Origin of the sequence: Hymenobacter sp. YC55, from assembly GCF_029433095.1 — a bacterium.
Lineage (GTDB): Bacteria > Bacteroidota > Bacteroidia > Cytophagales > Hymenobacteraceae > Hymenobacter.
In genome coordinates, this window is record NZ_JARNTX010000004.1 from 67,233 (window position 1) to 86,801 (window position 19,569).

15 protein-coding genes are annotated in these 19,569 nt (G+C 50.0%); 5 read left to right on the forward strand and 10 right to left on the reverse strand.

Annotation, left to right across the window (positions count from 1 at the left end; genetic code table 11):
• Positions 1–33: 33 nt before the first annotated feature.
• The 8 genes from P1X16_RS22915 to rocD all read right to left on the reverse strand — a co-directional run bounded on the left by P1X16_RS22915 (position 34) and on the right by rocD (position 10,948).
• Positions 34–570 (reverse strand): colanic acid biosynthesis acetyltransferase WcaF, encoded by a 537-nt coding sequence (locus P1X16_RS22915; protein WP_346771262.1) that lies wholly within the window; start codon positions 568–570, stop codon positions 34–36.
• A gap of 520 nt (positions 571–1,090) precedes the next feature.
• Positions 1,091–2,236 carry a glycosyltransferase gene (locus tag P1X16_RS22920; protein WP_277234188.1) on the reverse strand — a complete coding sequence of 382 codons (1,146 nt, stop codon included), beginning with the start codon at positions 2,234–2,236 and terminating at the stop codon, positions 1,091–1,093.
• Positions 2,237–2,238: 2 nt separating this feature from the next.
• Positions 2,239–3,381, reverse strand: a complete 1,143-nt coding sequence (locus P1X16_RS22925) for a glycosyltransferase (protein WP_277234893.1) — start codon at positions 3,379–3,381, stop codon at positions 2,239–2,241.
• A gap of 103 nt (positions 3,382–3,484) precedes the next feature.
• Positions 3,485–4,846 (reverse strand): hypothetical protein, encoded by a 1,362-nt coding sequence (locus P1X16_RS22930; RefSeq protein ID WP_277234190.1) that lies wholly within the window; start codon positions 4,844–4,846, stop codon positions 3,485–3,487.
• 28 nt (positions 4,847–4,874) lie between these two features.
• Complete coding sequence (locus tag P1X16_RS22935) at positions 4,875–7,241, reverse strand: tyrosine-protein kinase (protein WP_277234191.1); 2,367 nt, start codon at positions 7,239–7,241, stop codon at positions 4,875–4,877.
• A 38-nt stretch (positions 7,242–7,279) separates the two neighbouring features.
• On the reverse strand, positions 7,280–8,080 hold the full coding sequence (locus P1X16_RS22940; protein ID WP_277234193.1) for a polysaccharide biosynthesis/export family protein: 801 nt from the start codon (positions 8,078–8,080) through the stop codon (positions 7,280–7,282).
• Positions 8,081–8,517: 437 nt separating this feature from the next.
• Positions 8,518–9,219, reverse strand: a complete 702-nt coding sequence (locus P1X16_RS22945; protein WP_277234894.1) for an exopolysaccharide biosynthesis polyprenyl glycosylphosphotransferase — start codon at positions 9,217–9,219, stop codon at positions 8,518–8,520.
• Positions 9,220–9,697: 478 nt separating this feature from the next.
• Positions 9,698–10,948 (reverse strand): ornithine--oxo-acid transaminase, encoded by a 1,251-nt coding sequence (rocD, locus tag P1X16_RS22950; RefSeq protein ID WP_277234195.1) that lies wholly within the window; start codon positions 10,946–10,948, stop codon positions 9,698–9,700.
• A 205-nt stretch (positions 10,949–11,153) separates the two neighbouring features.
• Between rocD and P1X16_RS22955 the strand changes: the two genes are divergently transcribed.
• Together P1X16_RS22955 and P1X16_RS22960 are read left to right on the forward strand one after the other, a co-directional pair.
• Complete coding sequence (locus tag P1X16_RS22955) at positions 11,154–12,461, forward strand: LEA type 2 family protein (RefSeq protein WP_277234197.1); 1,308 nt, start codon at positions 11,154–11,156, stop codon at positions 12,459–12,461.
• 147 nt (positions 12,462–12,608) lie between these two features.
• Positions 12,609–13,106, forward strand: a complete 498-nt coding sequence (locus tag P1X16_RS22960; RefSeq protein ID WP_277234199.1) for a methylated-DNA--[protein]-cysteine S-methyltransferase — start codon at positions 12,609–12,611, stop codon at positions 13,104–13,106.
• A gap of 35 nt (positions 13,107–13,141) precedes the next feature.
• On the opposite strand, the gene P1X16_RS22965 is transcribed toward P1X16_RS22960, so the two are convergent.
• The gene (locus P1X16_RS22965) at positions 13,142–14,029 is read right to left on the reverse strand and encodes an alpha/beta hydrolase (protein WP_277234201.1); all 888 of its coding nucleotides are present in this window, start codon (positions 14,027–14,029) and stop codon (positions 13,142–13,144) included.
• 251 nt (positions 14,030–14,280) lie between these two features.
• Between P1X16_RS22965 and P1X16_RS22970 the strand changes: the two genes are divergently transcribed.
• Both P1X16_RS22970 and P1X16_RS22975 read left to right on the forward strand, forming a co-directional pair.
• Positions 14,281–15,000 carry a tetratricopeptide repeat protein gene (locus P1X16_RS22970; protein ID WP_277234203.1) on the forward strand — a complete coding sequence of 240 codons (720 nt, stop codon included), beginning with the start codon at positions 14,281–14,283 and terminating at the stop codon, positions 14,998–15,000.
• A 221-nt stretch (positions 15,001–15,221) separates the two neighbouring features.
• Positions 15,222–15,956 carry a hypothetical protein gene (locus P1X16_RS22975; RefSeq protein WP_277234205.1) on the forward strand — a complete coding sequence of 245 codons (735 nt, stop codon included), beginning with the start codon at positions 15,222–15,224 and terminating at the stop codon, positions 15,954–15,956.
• 102 nt (positions 15,957–16,058) lie between these two features.
• On the opposite strand, the gene P1X16_RS22980 is transcribed toward P1X16_RS22975, so the two are convergent.
• The gene (locus P1X16_RS22980; RefSeq protein ID WP_277234206.1) at positions 16,059–18,509 is read right to left on the reverse strand and encodes a M4 family metallopeptidase; all 2,451 of its coding nucleotides are present in this window, start codon (positions 18,507–18,509) and stop codon (positions 16,059–16,061) included.
• Positions 18,510–18,773: 264 nt separating this feature from the next.
• Here P1X16_RS22980 and P1X16_RS22985 point away from each other — a divergent pair, with 264 nt between their 5' ends.
• The gene (locus P1X16_RS22985) at positions 18,774–19,562 is read left to right on the forward strand and encodes an SDR family oxidoreductase (protein ID WP_277234208.1); all 789 of its coding nucleotides are present in this window, start codon (positions 18,774–18,776) and stop codon (positions 19,560–19,562) included.
• Positions 19,563–19,569 lie beyond the last annotated feature (7 nt).

Sequence of the window (19,569 nt, forward strand, 5' to 3'; positions counted from 1 at the left end):
CTCTGGGCTAAACTCATACTTTTTCCGCTGCGCCTACTTAAGAATTTCGCGCTTACGCATATAGGTTGCGGGATTGCCGGCATAAATACCCCACGCATCCAGATTTTTAGTAGCTACCGAGTGAACCGTAAGAATCGAGTGAGACTCGCACCGTACACCAGGACATACCACTGACTGAGCACCTATCCACACCCCGTCTTCCAAGGTTATCTTTCCTAATTTATAAGGAAAGCTACTGACTTTGTAGTCATGGTTGCCGGTGAGCAGCATAGCGCCTTGCGAGAGAGTAACGTTGTTGCCTATTGCAACATCTTCCAGGTTATCAATCCAGACGGATTCCCCGATCCAGCAATTCTTGCCGATTGTGAGGCGCCAAGGATTCTTAATCCGCACTTTGTTCTTGATTACCAGTCCTTCGCCTACCCGCGCCCCAAACAATATCAACAAGGAGCGTTTGAGTTTGTAAGGCCATGGGAAGAAACTGTCCATGATCAAGTAATTGAAGAAAAACCAAATCAATACCTTGAGCTTGGGTCCGGCTACGTACCCCTCCGTATCGAATTTAGACAAATCAGTCTGCAACATACAACAACTTTATCTTGGCTGATTCTTAAGGACGGCCCAAAGTATTTTGTATAAATAGATCCCTATAACTACACCGGTTACATTTAAAATAATATCATCAATATCAGGTACCCCTATTCTTAAGACGAACTGAATCAATTCAATAGAAAAGCTTAGGAGAAATCCAATGAGTATTATTTTGCGTTTGGTATAAACTCCAAAAACGTTGACTAAGAAAAAAGCAAGCGGAATAAAAATGATTATGTTTCCGAGCAAGTTCGCAACGTTATTCTCTAAGCCAATCAGATCAGACCGCCGAAACGACTGAATCGTGTGTTTAATAGGAACCAAGTTTACAAGATTATCTCGCCAGACAAGTGATTGTCTTCTTCGAGCAAAAAACACGATATAAGTCAATAACCCGGCGTAAGAAAAAAATAAGAAAGTTCTTATATGCTTCATTAAATAATAGAACTGTGCGGTTTTGAGCGGGAAATGACGTAGCGGCATTTTTTTCTATGCTTACTTATTGAGGAATTAATGTTTTATAGTAGTCTGTATATTGCTTGGTTAAGTAATTCTTGTTGAAGTCGTGGGAAATAATTTCTGGCGCATTTTCTTGAATGAACTTGCGCTTTTCCGTTTCCCGATAGACAACTTCAAGATCCGCAGTAACTTGGTCGATGTCGTGGATATTGGTTATCCACCCCAAATCCTTGTCGGCTACATAACTAGATAAGCCCACATTCTTGCCTAAAAACACGGGAGTGCCCACCGACAAGGATTCGATTACAACAACTGCAAAATTCTCGTTGTGTGAGGTAAGAGCAAATAGATCTATTTCAGAATAAAACTTCATTTTCTGAACGTTGTCTTTCCACCCAACCCATTCTATCTTATCTGCATTACCGCATTCTACGGCTAGGTTCTTTAGCTTATTAACATAGTCATCCTCGCCAGTACCAGCTACCTTGAGCTTATAGTTAAAAGAGACTTTCGACAAAGCTTTAATTAGGATATCCAAGCCCTTCTTCGGGTCTATTCTTGAGATGAACCCTACTGTGAAGACACTATTCGCATCTCTTTTTGTTGGGGGCTTTACATTATCAAGTTCCACCAGATTAGAGATAATTGCTCCATCCCATTTCTTCTTTAAGATGAGCTGGCTTTCTTCCCACTCCATGGGTGTTGACACGTGGAGGTAGGTATTATTAAGCAATGATTTGCCTACAACGGTTTGTAGGATCTGCTTCTTAACTTTATTGTTTGTAGTTAATATATAATCACAGAACATGCCGTGGGGTGACAGAATTGGCTTCACGCCGCGCATACGGCAAACTGCTGCCGCTGCTACAATTGCAGGGCTCCACCACGAATGCAGATGGACTACATCAAAATCTTTCACTGTCTGAAAGATCTTGTTCCAAAACCCGGGCGACAAATGCGAATTACCTTTCGTGTATCTTTTAAAATAATACACTTTAACGCCGTCGACTAATACTTCCTCACCGGTTTTGACATCCAATTCCTCTTTGCCATTTGCGGTAGTTGTGTACACTGTTACGTCGTGGCCATTGCGGACCAATGACTCAGCTAGTAAATACACAACGGCCATTAGGCCTCCATATATGTAAGCAGGTTTGTAAACAGGAATTATGAAAAGTATTTTCATGTCTAACGGGCCGAACTACTTATTTCGGCTGTTTCTTTTGTGCAGGTTAAATAAATCTTCTCGATTTGATCCAATAGGGTTTTAGGCTCAAATCTTTTGGCATTTAGAATGCCTGCTTCTACCGCACGGCTTCGGTCAATGGGAGAGAGGGAGAGGATCTGTTGGAGTACTTGAGCAGCTTCGTCGGCCCAAGTAGTAACTTGCTCTTCAACAGCAGGACGGCGAGGAGCCAGGAAACCTGCATCTCCTGCCACTTCTGTCATTGGCGCCTCGTTGGTTGTGAGAACTAAGCATCCGGAGGCCATTGCCTCCGCAATAGGCCAGCCAAAACCTTCGGCGAGGGATGGGAAAAGGAACACAGAAGCCCCGGCATACGCCAACTGTACAAATTCGTCCGAGATATTCGTGAGAAAGTGAATATCCTTTTGATAGCCAGATTGCTCACGCAGCTGCTCTAGAGCTAGCGTTGGAGCCTCACCAATCAAGAGCAGCGGGAGGGTGCCGCCCGTGTTCTTGCGCCAGGCAGTATAAATCTCGATAACCCCAGCTCGGTTCTTATACCACTGATTTCCGCCAATGTGAAGGAGGTAGCCAGCGTTTAAGTCTATACCCGTTTGCTTGGTTAAGGAAGCCCGTGCCTGCTCTATATCTACGGGGCCGAACTTCTGGTTTAGCGCGTTGTAGACTGTCTCTGAAGAGCGGGGAGGGGTGGGCAGAAAGTGGGCAAGATCCTGCTGCGTCTTGCGAGAAACAGAAATGAAATTCTTGGCTTGTGAATAGCCTTGCCGGATGTACTTCTGGTACTGCTGCCCCGACCAGCCCGTGGGGTTCTCGGGTATGGCCCCTAAAGCAGACCATTGCGCTAGAAAGTCGTGGCAGTGCACCACGTGCGGCCGATCTGCTACCAAGGGCACCCAAGGGCCTAAGGCATGATCTGTAAACACGAAGAGAGTATCGGGCGAGTAAGTAGATAAACCCTTGCGGACGGCACTAGGAAATGTGATGTACTGATCTATGTAGTGCAGCCATTTCCTTAATGCTTTTGGAGCAGGAAGCCGAGATACTTTTGCTTGAGGCGAAAGTATCTCGACGTTATGCCCACGTTCTTTCATTCCTTCTGCCAGCATTCTTGCGAAGCGGGGCATGCTCTGATGACCGAGGAAGTCGGGATGTGCAAAGAAAACTATGTTCACGTCGCTGATTTTAGTGTAATACTAGTGCCACACAGCGTGGCCAGACAAGTCTCAATCAGCTTGTGCGAACTACACGTTTTTGCGGGGCGCTTCGCAGGGAAGCAATAAGCAGCCCCGCTATTAGGGTGCTGAATCCTAAGGCAGTTGGCTGTGCCCATTGTCCTTGTGGTATCAACAGCAGGCCATTGCTCAGCAGAATCCAGGGCAAAAAGTCGCCCACGCTAAGCTTTTCATAGCAAGCAAGGCCAACTTTTATGCAGAAGCCAACCCGGAGGAAAATTACGATTATCCCGAATAAAGGACCCATTTCGCCAATTAGGCGCGCCCACTCTTCTTCTGCTATCAGAAACTGTGTGCCGCCGCTCAGGAGCATACTTCCTACGTTTGTACCCATTCCGATGCCATAGCCGAAGAACGGAGTATTAGAAGAGCCGGTAAGAGCCGCTATCATACCACCCAAGTAGCGGTTGCCAATGGTACCTTCCAAGCCGCCTTCTGTTTCGCTGGCGCTTGTGAAGCGCGAAAGGAAAGCTTCGGTAGCATTCTGGAAGAAGCTGGCTTGACTCAAGACTGCCAAGGCTACGACCATAGCAAAAGCAATAGGAATGATCTTGGACAGGTACTGAGGTTTCCGGGCAACCGCTGCCAACGTGAAGATCATGGTTACGCCCACGCTAAATAGCAAGGAGCGGCTAATCGACATCGGTATGGCCGCAAGCAATCCGGCTGTCGCCGCAATCAAGATTATGCGATTGACGTTTTGAGAGTTCAGCCAGAAGTAGAACACAAAACACGCAACAAACATGAAAAACTGCGTGTTGCCGTTGGTGAAAGAGAAGGTGCCTGGCGGGCGGAAATAGTTTAGCGCACCGCTGTAACCTGCACCAGCCATATCGCCGCCTACTCCACGGTTCACCCAAGCCGACTGTGGGCTATAGAACTGCAACGCAATAAGGACTGTCATCGGAATGGCTATCCATAACGTTACCTTCCCTAGCTTCACTACATCCTCACGATTGAAGATGCGGCCAATCACGAATATCATGGGGAAGTGAAGTAGCAGGATGCGAGCTCCATAGATAGCTACTGCGATGTTGCCGTGGCCGAAAAGCACAGCCGTAAAAGTTGACAGTACCCCAATCAGCATCATCCCAATCAAGTAGGGATTAGCTGGGAGTAAACCGCGCTGCCAAGTGACGAATAGCAGCCATACGACCAACGGGTCGCGGACAATAAGAAGAGGGGTTGCTAGACCTGGTAAAAACCATTTCCGCAACGCCCCCTCAAATATTAAGAGTAGAAAATAAGCCCAAACCCCTTGCTTGAGCAAGCGGTTTGGGTCTTTTGCTGCATTCTTGCGCCGCTCCAACACGGCCCTTGGCTCCGGGCGAACTACTGCAATGTTGGTGGTGGACACTGTGAAATTGCTTAAATAAGATAATCGACTATTGAGCTTCTAAGCTCTTCTTCTTTGAGCTTGTGCTCACCTCTTCGCCATAGCCGTAACCATAGCCATAGCCGTAGCTGCTCGTATTTTCCTTCTTCGCGTCGTTTAACACGATCATCGGGTGGTTCAGACGCTTGTTCTGATAGATGGAGTCGATAATCTCTATCTGCTTCTTATAGGTGAAGCCGTAGCGAAGCAGGTAGATGGTCGAGTCTACTAATGGGCTCAAGCTGAACGCATCGGATACTTGGCCAATTGGGGCCGTATCGATGATGATATGATCAAAGATGTCTTTAAGCTCGTTGATAAGGTGCGCAAGCTTAGCAGACATCATCAGCTCAGCGGGGTTGGGCGGTAGTGGCCCTGAGCTTATCACGAACAGATCAGGTGCTTTTTCCGAAGTCCGGATGATGTCGTTGATAGTGATGGAGTCGGACGTCAGGTAGTTTGTGATACCTACATTATCGTTCAAGCCAAGCTTAGCTGACAGTGTGGGCTTGCGCAAATCCAGCTCAAGCAAAACTACTTTCTTGCCAGTCAGGGCTAAGCTAGCGCCAAGGTTGATGCTGAAGAAGGTTTTGCCTTCACCGCCCATGCTCGAAGTGATGAGCATGACCTTGTTCTCTTTACCAATAGCCGCAAAGTGCAGGTTGGCACGCACAAGCCGGAACATTTCCACAATTGGGCTGCGGCTGTCCTTGTTCACTACTACCGCGTTACGAGCACTGCGCGAGTTGTGGCAGATTTCGCCAAGGATAGGAGTTGCTGTTGCTTTCTCGACATCCAACCGGCTCTGAACTTTGTCGTTCAGCATGTTTTTGATGAAGATGCCAGCAAACGGAATTCCTAGACCGGCAAGGAGCGCAATCAGATAGATGTTCTGCGGGTTCGGGCTGATTGGGTAAGGCGTGCTTACTGCCTGGTCGATAACTCGGGTGTTGGAAACGGTGGCAGCCAGAGCAAGAGCAACCTCTTCGCGCTTTTGCAACAGGAACAGATAAAGGTTCTGCTTTACAGCTTGCTGTCTGTTTATTTCCAGCAGCTCTCTTTCCATCAAGGGTACCCGCTTGATTTTAGACTGGAAATTACCCGAGTTCTGCTTTAGGTTATTGCTGGTAATAACAAGGCCCTTCTTGATGTTGCGCAGGTTCTCTAAGATGTTACGGCGCAAATTAGCCAGCTGCTCATTGATGCCTACTACAACTGGGTTTTCAGCTGTGCTAGTGCGCAATTGCACCTCGCGTTGCAGTTGCAAGTCATTGAAGCTTGTAATCAAGCCTAGCAAAGTAGGATCTTGAATTCCGAGAGAGCTAGGTACCGTTTTATATTCCGATGAGGACATGTACCGCTCAATCGACTCCAATACTTCGATTTGAGTAGCCCACTCCGAAAGCTGCCTGTTGTAGTCGCTAGCTTGCGACAAATAATTAGAGGCCTGTGTGGAAACGTCTGCTATCCCCTCTTGGCTCTTGTATTGCTGAACATTCTTTTCTGCGCCAGCAAGCTCCGCCGTAATGTATTTCAAACGTTCGTCCAGGAAAGCAACAGTGTTAGTTGCTTTGGCATTTTTGTCTTCTACAGATTCCTTTTCGTAAACCTCAATGATCTTGTTGATAATATCCTCACCGCGTTCAGGAATAGGATCAATTATACCCATGGTGATTACGCTAGCATTTTTAGCGCTGGGCTTAATGTCAACACGCGAGAAAAATACATCAGCCATATCTTTTAGCTGATGAAACTGAATGTTTATTTTCTTGTTCGGACCCTTTGTATTTGTGTAAAATGCAGGGCCAGGCGCTACTGTAAATGAGCCATAAGGTCTGGTTATTTCCTCGCCTAGCTGATAAACATTAGTTTTTCCATCTGACTCAATTAGCTTGTACGAGTTGTTACCCGTCAATAAAATTGAGAAAGAAGGATTGGGATACTTAGGATTCATTTTCTTGGTAATGATCTGAATAGGCAGACCCTTACCATAAATTTCAACGTCGCGAATCCTTCCTTCAACTACATAGCTTATTGACAAGTCGAGTTCTCTTATCACTCTTTGCATCAGAGTTTTCGACTTCAGGACCTCCACTTCGTCGTCCACGTTCTTAGACGACTTAAACAAGTCTGGGTCATTGATTGCCATTGCCGAAGACGTGCCAGACTCTGACTTTTCGTCTTTGATCAGAATGAGGCTGCTTGTATAGTATTCAGGAACAGCATAGTACCGCAGGTATGTGTAGGCAATACCAATAGCAATAACGGCTCCTAGAAGAAACAAATACCAATAGCGCAGGTATTTCGAAAACGCGGATTTTAAATCCACCGCTTCATTTCTTTCCGAAGAAAGAGGAAACAATTCTTGATTACTCATATTCTTAAAACTCAGTTTGAGGGTTATTGAGTAATTGCTTATCTAAATATTATAAATGACACCACACTGATTAGAGAAGCTATGGTGGCAATTACTGGTAAGTAATAGTTGCTGGAGCTGGCTTGTAATCCTTTTGCCTTCTCAGCCTCCACATAGACGATATCGTTTTGCTGAAGATAATAATAAGGTGAGTTTAAGCTTTCCTTATTGCTCAGGTCAATTCGTGCAGTATTTCTAACTCCGTTTTTTTCCCGAATGATCAGTACGTTGGTTCGCTTGCCATAAATTGTCATGTCGCCGGCAAGGCCAAGTGCTTCTACAATATTGATGCGTTCGGTGCGAACATCAATAGTTGCTGGGTGGTTCACCTCACCTACAACAGTCACTTTGAAATTTAAGAACCTGATGTTGATGATGGGGTTTTTAACGTATTGACTAATCTTCGTCGTCAGAAGTTGAATAGCTTCAGTTTTTGTTAAACCAGCTATTTTCAGCGTGCCTAAAACAGGGTAATTGATTGAACCTGTTTTGTCTACTAAATATCCCTCATTTAATTTTTCGCCGGAGCCTGCGCTACCTCCCCCACCTGGAGCTTGCAAAAGACCATTGTTAAACAAAACATTTGATTCAGGATTTAAGCTACTTAGTGTAATACTTAATAAATCATCTGGTTGAATAACCGGCTCTACTTTATTAGTAATAGTTGATGTATACGTTTCAGACTCTTTTAAATTACCGAAATACGTTAAGCTTCTATTGGCACAGGAACTAAAAAAGAGTAATACAATAAAATATTGAAAATTCCTTCGCATTTTTGAATCTTTGAAAAGTGTGGTCATTGTGGGTGAATAATAATAAATCAAGGCTGATTGCAAAAATCAGTGATTTATATGCTTGAATGTAGGTGCTAAGGTACTTGATTTTGCTTGACTTCCCATAACCCCAACTGTGCAGTGCTGAGGTAACAATTGGTTAAACTTGCTTGTAAATCAGCTAATTGCCGGTGTTGAGTGCTAGCTGCCTTTCCATCTACTACTTGCTCCACTTGCTTTTCGGCTGAGCCATTCGCTCCTGGCTAACCTAGTACGAGCTAAGCTCCTGTATGGCGACTAAGTAGTAAGTGGGCTATTGATGCTGGTTTGGTGCCTGGCAACTACTAGGTTCACATACATGCAAGGTGTCAGTAGAGGCAATGCTTGGAGATACAAGCCGCGACTTATACTACACAACTCGGTTCGTGTTGCAACTTGTTAGGAACGTCTAACAGCTGGAGGGCTTAGAAAACATGATTGTTGTTCCGGAACACTTGTGTGACAGTCATTAGCACAATCTTTAGATCGAGCCAGAACGACCAGTTCTCCAAATAATGGATGTCGGCACTTACGCGTTTCGCCATCGCCTCGGTTTCCTTAGTTTCGCCGCGGTACCCTGATACTTGTGCCCAGCCTGTGATACCAGGTAGTATCAAATGCCGATCCATGAAGTTGTCGATTACTCTAGAGTAGTCTTCGGTATGACGGAGCATGTGCGGCCGTGGGCCAACTACCGACATTTCACCTTTCAATACGTTGATGAACTGCGGTAGCTCATCGAGGCTAGTCTTGCGTAGAAAGGCACCCACTTTCGTGATGCGGCTGTCTCCCTTTTGAGCTTGCTTCAGATCAGCATCGGCATTGATGCGCATGCTTCTAAACTTGAAGCAGTAGAATGGGGTACCATTTTTTCCAGTCCGGAGCTGCTTGAAGAATACTGGTCCCCTTGATTCTAGTTTGATAAGAAGTGCAATTATCGGAATCAGCCAGCTTAGGAGCAGGATCGCCACAATTGCAGCAAACAGGTAATCGAAAATACGCTTCGCAGAAGAGGATTGTATAGCTAGCTTAGGAGCCTTTTTGTGGCGCCTGTAGTTCATGGAATTCCGCTTCTCTAGAGTCGGTGCGGCGCTCCACTTGAAATGTAAGGTCGATTCCTGTTGCATGAATCCAATATAATATGTATTAGTCACAAAATTATCGTATAAAAACGTGTCTTCAAAAAATAAATCCAAATAATTTAAGGAATACTGATAAAATATAATTTTTATAGAAAATTCATGTCGTCTTCAAATGAGACAATTTTGCCCTATTTGGTGTATAGAAGACAGAGCACTGGAGAACACCTCAATAAGGTAGTAAGCAGTAGATCAGGCAGTAGGGCTAGATTATGGACTTTATGCAATCGGTTGAATAGCTAATCACGGATTCAGCTAATTTTGCCCACTTAGCAAGCTGCTTATTTCTAGAGCCCCTCTGCAGGTAAGTTGAAATCCGTAAATGGTCATAAATCAATTTTCGATAACACCAAGTCTAAAGGTGCTGGTCATCGAAATTGCTCGATGAGTCAGCGTCTTTTAGCTGCAAAAAAGAAGCGGGCTACCCTACTTAGGTAGCCCGCTGAAGCTAGAAGGAAGTAAAGGACTAAAACTCCAGAATTACTTGCTCAATTACGTCACAAGCTTCATGAAGCTGTTCTTCGGTAACAACCAAAGGGGGGGCAAAACGGATGATGTCACCGTGGGTGGGCTTGGCTAAAACTCCTCGTTCCATTAAGGTCACACACACGTCCCAGGCGGTGCGGCCGTCAACTGTTGGTTTTATCACTATTGCGTTAAGCAATCCTTTGCCACGCACCAATTCTATCACTTCTGGGCGCTTGGCCTGCACCCGGCGCATACGCTCCCGAAATACTTCACCTAGCACGCGCGCATTCTGAATAAGCTTTTCGTCGAGAAGCACATCGAGGGCAGCCCGTAACACTACGCTGGCCAGTGGGTTACCGCCAAATGTAGAGCCGTGCTGCCCTGGCTGGATGGTAAGCATGATTTCATTGCGAGCTAACACCGCTGAGACGGGCATTACACCTCCGCTTAAGGCTTTGCCGAGAACCAAGATGTCGGCGTGTACGCCTTCGTAGCAGACGGCCAATAATTCGCCGGTGCGACCTAAGCCAGTTTGTATCTCGTCGGCAATGAAGAGTACTTTATGCGCTTTGCAAATAGCGGCGGCCTTAGCAAGGTAGCCTTCGGAGGGCACTACCACCCCAGCCTCGCCTTGAATAGGCTCTACCAGAAAGGCACACACATGTGGATCCTGCACGGCTTCTTCTAGCGCCTCCAAGTCATCGTACGGTACTACCTGATAGCCTGGTGTATAGGGGCCGAAGCCGCCGGTAGAATCGGGGTCAGTGCTGAAGGAGATAATACCCGTGGTGCGGCCGTGGAAGTTGTGTTCGGCTACTAGAATGCGGGCTTGATTGGGAGCAATTCCCTTTTCCTGGTACCCCCACTTGCGGGCGAGCTTGAGCGCCGTTTCTACGGCCTCGGCACCCGAGTTCATGAGCAAAGCTTTGTCGTAATTGAATAACTCACAAAGCTGCTTCTCGGCCGCGCCTAGCTGGTCGTTGAAGAAGGCGCGAGAAGTGAGGGTAAGTCGCTGAGCCTGCTCGGTAAGGGCGCCAATAATGCGCGGATGACAGTGGCCTTGGTTGACAGCCGAATAAGCCGACAGGAAGTCGTAGTAGTGCTTGCCGTCTACGTCCCAGAGGTGTACTCCCTCGCCGCGGCTGAGCACCACGGGCAGCGGGTGGTAGTTGTGGGCTCCATACTGGTCTTCCAGCGCCATGAGCTGCTGGCTGCGGCTTTGCGTGTCGGGGGTGGGGTGAAGGGACATAGCAGAAAAGGTGGGTAGTGGTAACGTACTGTTGGTCAAACCTACGCAAAAAGACTTGGGCTTGATAGCAGAACGGTGAGGTAAACTCGGCTATAACAAGTTGACTGCAAGTGCTCGTATAGAAACATCTAAGATTCTGACTAGCAATGCCTTGTAAGGTTGAGCTTGGAGCTGAACAATAAATTCGCAATTAAGCTTAACCATAATGGCTACTCGCTCCTATTATCAACGTCATCCCATTGTCTCTGCATTCGCGTTTCTTCTTTTGCTACTGGTTGGAATAGTAGGGTGGGTGTATGTGAAGAACGATAAAGGCAAAGGGCTTGTGCCCACACTGGCCGACAAAGGCAAAGAATTGCTGCCCACCTTGGAAAACACGTCTTTGGCTGTTAGCAGCATGAAGGGTGACTCCGTGAAAGCCCAGGTGAAGCTAGACGTGCGCAACAACATGCCCATTACGCTGCGCATCGACAGCTTCCGGTACCAAACTCGCCTCAACGGAGACCTGCTCACGCAAGGCGCTAAAAGCACCCCCACGGTGTTGCGCAAAGATTCTATTAGCCACATGCAACTGCCGCTGGCTCTGGACCTGAGCAAGGTGAAGAACAAGCTAGCAGCCAGCCAAGAGGATAGTGTGGATGTGCAGTTGTCCATGGACTTGTACACCAAACTGCCTATAGCCGGCACCAAAAAAATACCGGTCACGCTTACCAAGCGCATTTTCATGCCGAAAATGCCGACACTGGAGCACGTTTCGTTTGCCGTGAATAATATCACCCCCGACTACGTGTATGCCCAAATGGTGATGGACATCCAGAACCACATGCCGATTACGCTCCGTATCGATAGTTTGAACTACCGCACCAGCGTAGATGGCCGAATGCTAGCCAGCGGCAATAAGCGCAAGCCTACTGTGCTAAAAGAGAAAGACTTAAGTCACATGCAGATTCCGGTCACGATGGACTTAAGCAAAATAAAGAACGCCGTTAAAACCAGCCAGCAAGACTGCGTGGACGTGAAGATGGTAATGAATCTGTACGCGCGGCTACCCATGGCAGAAGGCACGCAGAAAATTCCAGTGAATATGACCAAGCGAGTCTACGTCCCCAAGCTACCCAAGATTGAAGTGGCAGACATAGACGTAGAACACCTCGGCCTCAAAAATGGAGAGGCTATTATCAACCTCAAAGTCACGAACTACAACCCTTTTCCTGTGATTGTCCGTCGGGTGTCGTACGACTTTCGGGTGAGCGACGATATGCAGGTACAAGGGGTTGAGGAAAAGGACGTCTCGTTTAAAACCCGTGGCACCGAGCTGATGCCGATCCGGGTGAAGTTCGAGCCGAAGGCCCTACCGAAAGTGGGATATAAGACCATCTTCAGGGCCAAGCAAACGCCGTACAATTTGAAAGGATCAATGGTGGTAGCCGCCGGTAAGGACAACCCCAAGGACATGACCATGAACTTCAGCAGCGCGGGCACCCTAAAAGACTTGAAAGATATTCCGAAGTAGGCCGTTTGCCACAGCAGGAAGGTCTAAGAAAGTGCACTAGTAGAGCGCCGCTAGATAGCAAGAACCAGACTGGCCCGGAAGCAATTAGTGGTATTTTTGCACCTGCTGTTTCGGTGTACACCCACTTTGCTTTCAGTGAATTGCTTTATGGCAGCTGCTTCCATTGCTCAGGCTTATCTGTACTCACCTCTAGGAACTATAGCGTTGCAGGGTACTGAGGCGGGTCTTACTGCTTTGCAGTTCCTGGATGAGTTGCGGCCAGAGACGCCAGTGTCTGCGCTACCGGAGTGTTTGTGGGAAGCACACCGACAGGTAGCAGCTTACTTCAACCGTGAGTTGCGCGATTTTCAGTTGGTGTATGCTGTACCGCAGGGCACCGAATTTCAGCGCCGGGTGTGGACGGCTTTGTCCGGCGTAGGATTCGGTCGTACGGCCTCTTACTTAGACCTAGCTCGGCAACTAGGTAACCCCGGCGCCGTGCGGGCGGTGGGCGCAGCCAATGGGCAAAACCCGTTAGGGCTGGTTTGGCCTTGTCACCGCATTATCGGGGCAAATGGGCAACTAACCGGGTACGCCGGGGGCTTATGGCGCAAGAAGTGGCTGTTGGAGTTTGAGCAACCCGCAGCACAAGGAAGCTTATGGTAAAAGTGTGCTTTTGGCGCCAGGCAAGTACACGCCACTCAACTTTTTGCTCTCACCAGCTTCAGTAGCTCTTGGTAAACTACATTGTTCTTCCAGTACAGCTGCAAGACCATGGGAACGTGTTTTTTGCCGGGCAGCACCGTGAACTGTGGCGGCCAGCCCAGGTCAGTTAGCTTCTGTTGAAACTTGCGGCTGCTGTTGCGAATAGAAGGGTAGGTTTCTCCCCCGATGAAAATAACGAACGGCGGCGTGGCGGCCGTAACGTGGTACAAAGCCGAAACGTCTTTCCACACTTCGGGCTGCTTGCCATAGGGAATCAGGTATTGAGCGTCGCCGGGGTATTCGAGTTTGCTGAGGTACTCGAACATATCAAGGCCGGCGGGGTCATCGAGGAGGGTGCCGCGGACGGGGTTGGTGGCTAGGCCGCGTCGCGCAAACAGGCGGTTGTCGGCGGCGAGTAAGGCCGCAAGGCCCGCGCCTGCCGAGTGGCCCATTAGGAACACGCGTTGCGGGTCGCCGCCGTATTGCCGGATGTGTTCGGTGGTCCAGATAACGGCGCGGGCGCAGTCGTCGGCCATGGCGGGCACTTCTACTTTCGGGGAGAGGCGGTAGTTAATAATCACGGCTACTACGCCCTGCTTGGCCAAGCGACGCCCGATAAAAGAGTAGAAGTTCTTGTTGCCGCTGTTCCAACTGCCCCCATGAATGAAAACCACTACTGGGTAAGGGGTAGAGGCTTGGAGGCGGGGAGCATACACATCCAGCAGGTGCCGTTCGGCATCATAGGCCGGATCGGTAGCGGGCACGTAGGCTATGTCCTGGGTGCGGCGGCTGGGGCGGGCGGTGGCATATTCGTTGGCTACTACAAGCAACAAAGGCAGCAAGAGCAGAGTAGGCAAGGCCAGCCAGCGGCGGGAAACACGCATGTAGAAGAAAATCAGGGCAGAAAAAGGAAACAGCAGCTACCGGCTTATGGGTGCATGAAGGCGCCAGCAACGGGAGCGTGACACTTACGCGCATACCGCTGGTTTAGGATGGTGGCGCCAGCAAAAAGATGCTGGTCTGTTCTCATTTCGCCTTGAAGGCACGAAGGCTGTGGGAGCGTACGTTATATTTGCTGGAAGCCAGTTACCACTAGCTAACTTCTTCTACTGCATTTTATTCCTGTAAAACGTCAATGAAATACTTGATTTGCCTGCTCCTAGGCTTTAGTACCCTGCTGACACTGCCAGCGCAAGCTCAGCGCAAAACCAAAGTAAAAACCAAAGGGGACGCACCCGTTAGCGCTGCCAACCGCTTACAGCCTCTGTTTGGGGGCATCTCGCCGGCGCAGGCGCAAGCCCTGGTTGGGGCAGCTTTCCTGGCCGACATAGAGCGTAGCTTTGCCTCCAAGGCCGAAGCCAGCAAGTTCTTTTCCACGAAGGGCTACGAGTACTTAACCGAAGGCAAGGCAGATACTGCTATCTACCGCTTCAACCTAGCGTGGCTGCTCGACCCCAAAAATGCCGAAGCATACCGTGGCTTAGGCGTAGTTGCCAGTCGCAACCCTACCCCCGACGAATCTATCAACTTGCTTACGCAAGGCTTGGCCCTAGCTCCCAATGATGCGCTGATGCTGGGCGACCTGGGCAGCAGCTACCTCATCCGCTACGAGCAAACCAAGAAGAAGAAAGACCTAACCACTGGCTTTGACTACCTGCAAAAAGCGGTGGCCGCCGATCCCAAAAATGCGGTGGCTTGGCAGCAAATCGCGCGGGTGTATTACTTGCAGGAAGATTATGCCAAAGCCTGGGATGCTGCGCATAAAGGCGGCGACCTAAGCATCAACAGCATCGACTTCAACTTCCTGAGCGAGTTGATGGCCAAAATGCCGGATCCGCAAGGCAAATTCAAATAAGGCTGTTGTCTGCCGCTGTAGTGTTTCCAGACAAGCGGTACCGCTGCTGGTCCAACACTAGCCCTTCAACCTGGGGTAGTTTAGTTGGATAAAGCGGTAAAGTCAGCATACGAATAAGGGTAAGCGGATCACTGACTAGCATCTACTTTTCCTTCTCCTATCAACCTAGTCCGGCTGCGGTACGTAGCCAGCGGCCTAGCTTGTTCACTTAATCTTACTGCGTGAAGCACCTTCTGCTGATTTCTTCTTTCGCGGCCAGTGTATTGCTGGCGCATTCCGCTATGGCCCAAGAAGGCCCCGAGCGCCGGCGGCGGCACTACAATGCACAGGCCCGAGCATACTACCGTGGGCCCGTACGCTTCACAGCGGGTGGTGGGGTTGGCTTATACAGTGGCGACCTAGGCGGCTTGTCCGAAAATTTTCCTGGCGGTAGTGTCAGCTTGGGGTTGCTCTATCTTATTCGGCCGCACCTAGTTATCGGCGCCGAAGGCACTTATTTTCAACTTGGCGCCAAAGACCAGTTGCCGGAACGGGGGTTGGCTTTCAAAGGACAGAATATAAGCGGCGTCACGTTTCTGCGCTACGAGCTGATACGGGATGAAAGCCAGTTTGCCAGCCCCAAACGAGACGCGGCGCTCGTGAAGCCCTATATAAAGGCCGGGGCCGGCCTTTTGCTCTACAATCCCAACGCGTACAATGGCACCAGCCGCCCCAACCAAAACACCTCGTACATACGGCCCGAGCGCAATGATTATCCGGCGTTGGCTGTGGTAGCGCCTGTTGGGCTCGGCGTGGTTTTGCGCCTTACCCCCAGGATTAATGCCACCGTTGAAGGAGCCTACTATTTCACCACCACCGACCACCTCGACGATGTCAGCCAGCGTGCCAACCCTAACCAGAACGACGGATATGGTTTGGTGGAGTTAAAGCTAGAATACGCTCCGTGGAACCGGTAAAGCTCTTCAGCTGAAACGTAAGGTCATCAGCCAACGCAATAAAAAAGGCCCGTCAGTCCGACGGGCCTTTTTTGTTTGACATACTACTTACTAGCAGTACATCTATTCCTTGACGAAGCGCTGGTGGAACACTTTCTGTCCGTCGGAAACTTCGAGCATATAAATGCCCTTCGCCAACGTCGATACGTTCAGTTGCCCGCCTTTTACCTGGGTGCCAAGTACCTCTATGCCCTGCAAATCAGTTACGCTCACGGCTACGGCCGTGCCATTGCCAGGCGTAGTGATGCGCAGCATATCGGTAGCTGGGTTCGGATATATTTCCAGGGGTTGCGTGCGGCCTGAACCTATCAGGTCCAGGTTGCTGTCGCTCTTGCTTACGGCTACTGCTTCTTGCAGCGCCGTGCCACCCGAGATAGTAATGCTGTAGTCCTCGGTTTCGCCGTAGGTGTAAGAGCCGCAGCTGCTCGTAGCCGAAGCATCACTCATTACCACGCGCAGGCGGGTTTTGCCGCTCTTGGCCGTGGTTGGTACGGTGAAGCTGGCATTGAGCGTACCCGTGCTAGCACTGCTGCCATTCACAATGGTTTCACCGCTGTCAATGAAGTCGCCGTCTTGGTTGTAGTCGATGAAAACTTTCCAGTACTCGGTATACGCCGTGGATGCAAAGCCGGCCGAGAAGCTAATCGTCTGGGCGGAGCCTGCCGTTACAGTAGTGCCGAGGGCCGTGCCATCATAGTAGCCCGCATCTTTGCTGGAAGTGCGGCTGATGCTGCCGAGGCCAACGAAGTCGATCCACTCATAGCTCGTGTTAGTGCCCTTGCTGGTGCAGTAAGTTGAGGTGGTAGGCGGTGGGGTAGTGCCCCCAGCCGCTGCGCCCACGCCCACGGCATACCACGCGTTGGTTACGGCCGTTACCTGCGCCGAACCGGCTCCATAAAGGTCGGTAGCTGCCTGAATAGAATAGGTCCGGGTTGCGGCATAATTCGACGAAGCCGTCAAATACACACTTTCGGTACGGTAGGCGATTTTGGCCGCGGCGTCAATGCCAATACCCGTTACGCTGAAGGAGTTGCCGAGGTCGTTGGTGCCAGTTTTGCCAACGCTCAAGATATAGAACCAGTGGTTGAGCACGCCGCTGTTGGTGTGTACACCGCCGTTGTCGCCGGTGCCAGCATACCAGTTGGTGCCTTTATAAGTATCGGGCTGGCCTTCGGCATTGGGGTTGCTCATTGAGCGTAAGGAGGGCCGTACTTTATCGATGTCTTCGCCAATCAGCCAAGTAGCTTTGTTGGGCGCTTTATAGTACTCGACAGCGGCACCCCAGATGTCGGAGAAGCCTTCGTTCAGCGCACCCGATTCGTTGGAGTACGTGAGGTTGGCGGTGCTGGAGCATACCGCGTGTCCGATTTCGTGGGCGCAGACGTCGAGGGAAGTCAGCGGGTCAAAGCGGGTGTAGCCGTCACCATAGGTCATTACGGAGCCGTTCCAGTAGGCATTCTCGTAGCCTTTGCCGTCGCCAGGCGTGTCGTCGAAGTGCACGTAGCTCCTGATTTTGGCGCCGGCGTTGTTGTAGGAATTGCGAGCGTGCACGTTCTTCCAGTAGTCGTACACGGCTTGAGCACCCCAGTGGGCATCAAGGGCCGCATTGTCGAAGTTGGCGTTGGCGTACTCGGTCCAGTTATTGTCGGCATCCACAAAGTCGACAGCATTGGTGTAGCTGCTGCCTTTTTTGCAGTTATAGGTTTCGATGCCCAGGCCGCGGGTTGCTTCGCGGAGGTAATACCCGCCGGTGGTTGTGCTGGTCGCACTGCTCTGAGTACCGGCATACTTGGTGGCAAAGGTGCCAGTAGCAGCCACGTGCTTGATGATGGCATCCTGCAACACGATTTCGCCCGTTTCGGCGTCTACATAAATGTAAGCCCGGCTAATAGGCGCCTTGGCGTAGACGTTGAACTTCCAGGCCAACGTAGGTTTGCCGTGCTGCGCCGGATTGGGGTTACGGTCGTTGCGTACAATCACCAACTCGCCCTGCGGACGGTAGGTGGCAGTAGGATCGTTTTCCAGCTTTTTCAAGCCCGCTTCTTCTACGGCATCTTCCCACATATACTGGCTGGCCCCCACAAAAGCTAGCGCGTACCGCAGCGCAGTAGCAGCATCCATGGAAGGCGACGTCTTAAGGCCCTCGATACGCTCTATCTGGCCGCTCATGCTTTCCACCTTGCCTTGCTTGGCGTGCAGGGTATAAGCCGCATGCTCCACTTTAACGCCTTTGTAGTACTGGTTGTACTTCTCGTGCACGAACCCAAGGCCATCGGTTTCGGTGCGGGTTTGCAGCATCTGGTCCTCTGTTTTCAGTTGCAGTTGCTCGGTTAGGGCCTGCCGAGCTTGGCTTAGCGTATAGGCCGGCGTTTCCGGGCGAAACCGTACAAGGGCAGGGGTGCCGTCTTCGGCCAAAAACTTCTGTGCTGCGCGGGTAACCTGTTGGGCATGCGCCGCCGAATAAGGCAGAGCACCGAGCAGTAAGAGAGCTGCTACAGGGTATTTTTTGATCATAGAATTGAATGTTGGTTGGGTTGGGAAAGGAAGAAAAGCCTGCCGTTGGAAGGCAGCAAGGGTGCCAATTTATGATTTCGATAATTAGAAAACGATTGCACTAAAAATATGATCAGTTAAACAGTATATAATTTAAAATATATCAATAATATTTATTATAAACTTTCTTAGCTAAATGCATTTTATCCTTTAAATGCGTAATGTTGTCGAGGATTTGCTTGATCTAAAAGCCATAGTTTTACACCGTCATCTTCACCGATCATCATGCAGCAACTACACCCCTTATTACAAAAGCGCTGGAGCCTAAGTGGACAGTTGGCCGTCGTAACAGGTGCATCCAAAGGCATCGGCGCGGCCGTAGCGGCCGAGCTGTTGGCTTTCGGTGCCACTGTAGTGGCCGTGGCCCGGCAAGCCCCGGAGCTAGAAGCCCAGGTAGCAGAGTGGCGTACCGCCGGGCTCGATGCTCACGCCGTAGCTGCCGATGTAAGTCAAGAGGCCGGTCGGCAGGTTGTACTGGCTGCGGCGGCAGCGCTTGGGCCCGCCTTGCATATCCTTGTCAACAATGTAGGCACCAACATCCGCAAGCCTACCACCGACTACTTAGCCACGGAGTATCAGTATCTGTTAGCCACCAACCTTGAATCGGCGTTTGGGCTAAGCCAAGCTGCTTACCCACAACTGAAAGCAGCGGGCGGCGCTAGCATCATCAACGTGTCGTCGGTGGCCGGGCTCACGCACGTGCGCACCGGCGCTATTTATGGCATGACCAAAGCTGCCCTGATTCAGCTCAGCCGCAATCTGGCCGTGGAGTGGGCATCGGCGGGTATCCGAGTGAATGCTGTAGCGCCCTGGTATATCCAAACGCCGCTGGCCGCCACCGTTCTCGCCAACCCCGACTACTTGCAGCAGGTAGTGACTCGCACACCTCTGGCCCGCGTTGGCGAAGCCGAAGAAGTGGCCGCCGCCGTTGCTTTTCTTTGCTTGCCCGCCGCCAGCTACATCACGGGGCAGTGCCTAAGCGTTGACGGGGGCTTCACCATCAATGGCTTCTAAGCAATAC

Bases quoted from the DNA above. Each gene is read 5' to 3' on its own strand.
- P1X16_RS22980 (WP_277234206.1), bottom strand. From the start codon at position 18,509: ATGATCAAAAAATACCCTGTAGCAGCTCTCTTACTGCTCGGTGCTCTG.
- P1X16_RS22970 (WP_277234203.1), top strand. From the start codon at position 14,281: ATGAAATACTTGATTTGCCTGCTCCTAGGCTTTAGTACCCTGCTGACA.
- P1X16_RS22955 (WP_277234197.1), top strand. From the start codon at position 11,154: ATGGCTACTCGCTCCTATTATCAACGTCATCCCATTGTCTCTGCATTC.
- P1X16_RS22935 (WP_277234191.1), bottom strand. From the start codon at position 7,241: ATGAGTAATCAAGAATTGTTTCCTCTTTCTTCGGAAAGAAATGAAGCG.
- P1X16_RS22920 (WP_277234188.1), bottom strand. From the start codon at position 2,236: ATGAAAATACTTTTCATAATTCCTGTTTACAAACCTGCTTACATATAT.
- P1X16_RS22985 (WP_277234208.1), top strand. From the start codon at position 18,774: ATGCAGCAACTACACCCCTTATTACAAAAGCGCTGGAGCCTAAGTGGA.
- P1X16_RS22960 (WP_277234199.1), top strand. From the start codon at position 12,609: ATGGCAGCTGCTTCCATTGCTCAGGCTTATCTGTACTCACCTCTAGGA.
- P1X16_RS22940 (WP_277234193.1), bottom strand. From the start codon at position 8,080: ATGACCACACTTTTCAAAGATTCAAAAATGCGAAGGAATTTTCAATAT.
- rocD (WP_277234195.1), bottom strand. From the start codon at position 10,948: ATGTCCCTTCACCCCACCCCCGACACGCAAAGCCGCAGCCAGCAGCTC.
- P1X16_RS22925 (WP_277234893.1), bottom strand. From the start codon at position 3,381: ATGCCCCGCTTCGCAAGAATGCTGGCAGAAGGAATGAAAGAACGTGGG.
- P1X16_RS22965 (WP_277234201.1), bottom strand. From the start codon at position 14,029: ATGCGTGTTTCCCGCCGCTGGCTGGCCTTGCCTACTCTGCTCTTGCTG.
- P1X16_RS22945 (WP_277234894.1), bottom strand. From the start codon at position 9,219: ATGCAACAGGAATCGACCTTACATTTCAAGTGGAGCGCCGCACCGACT.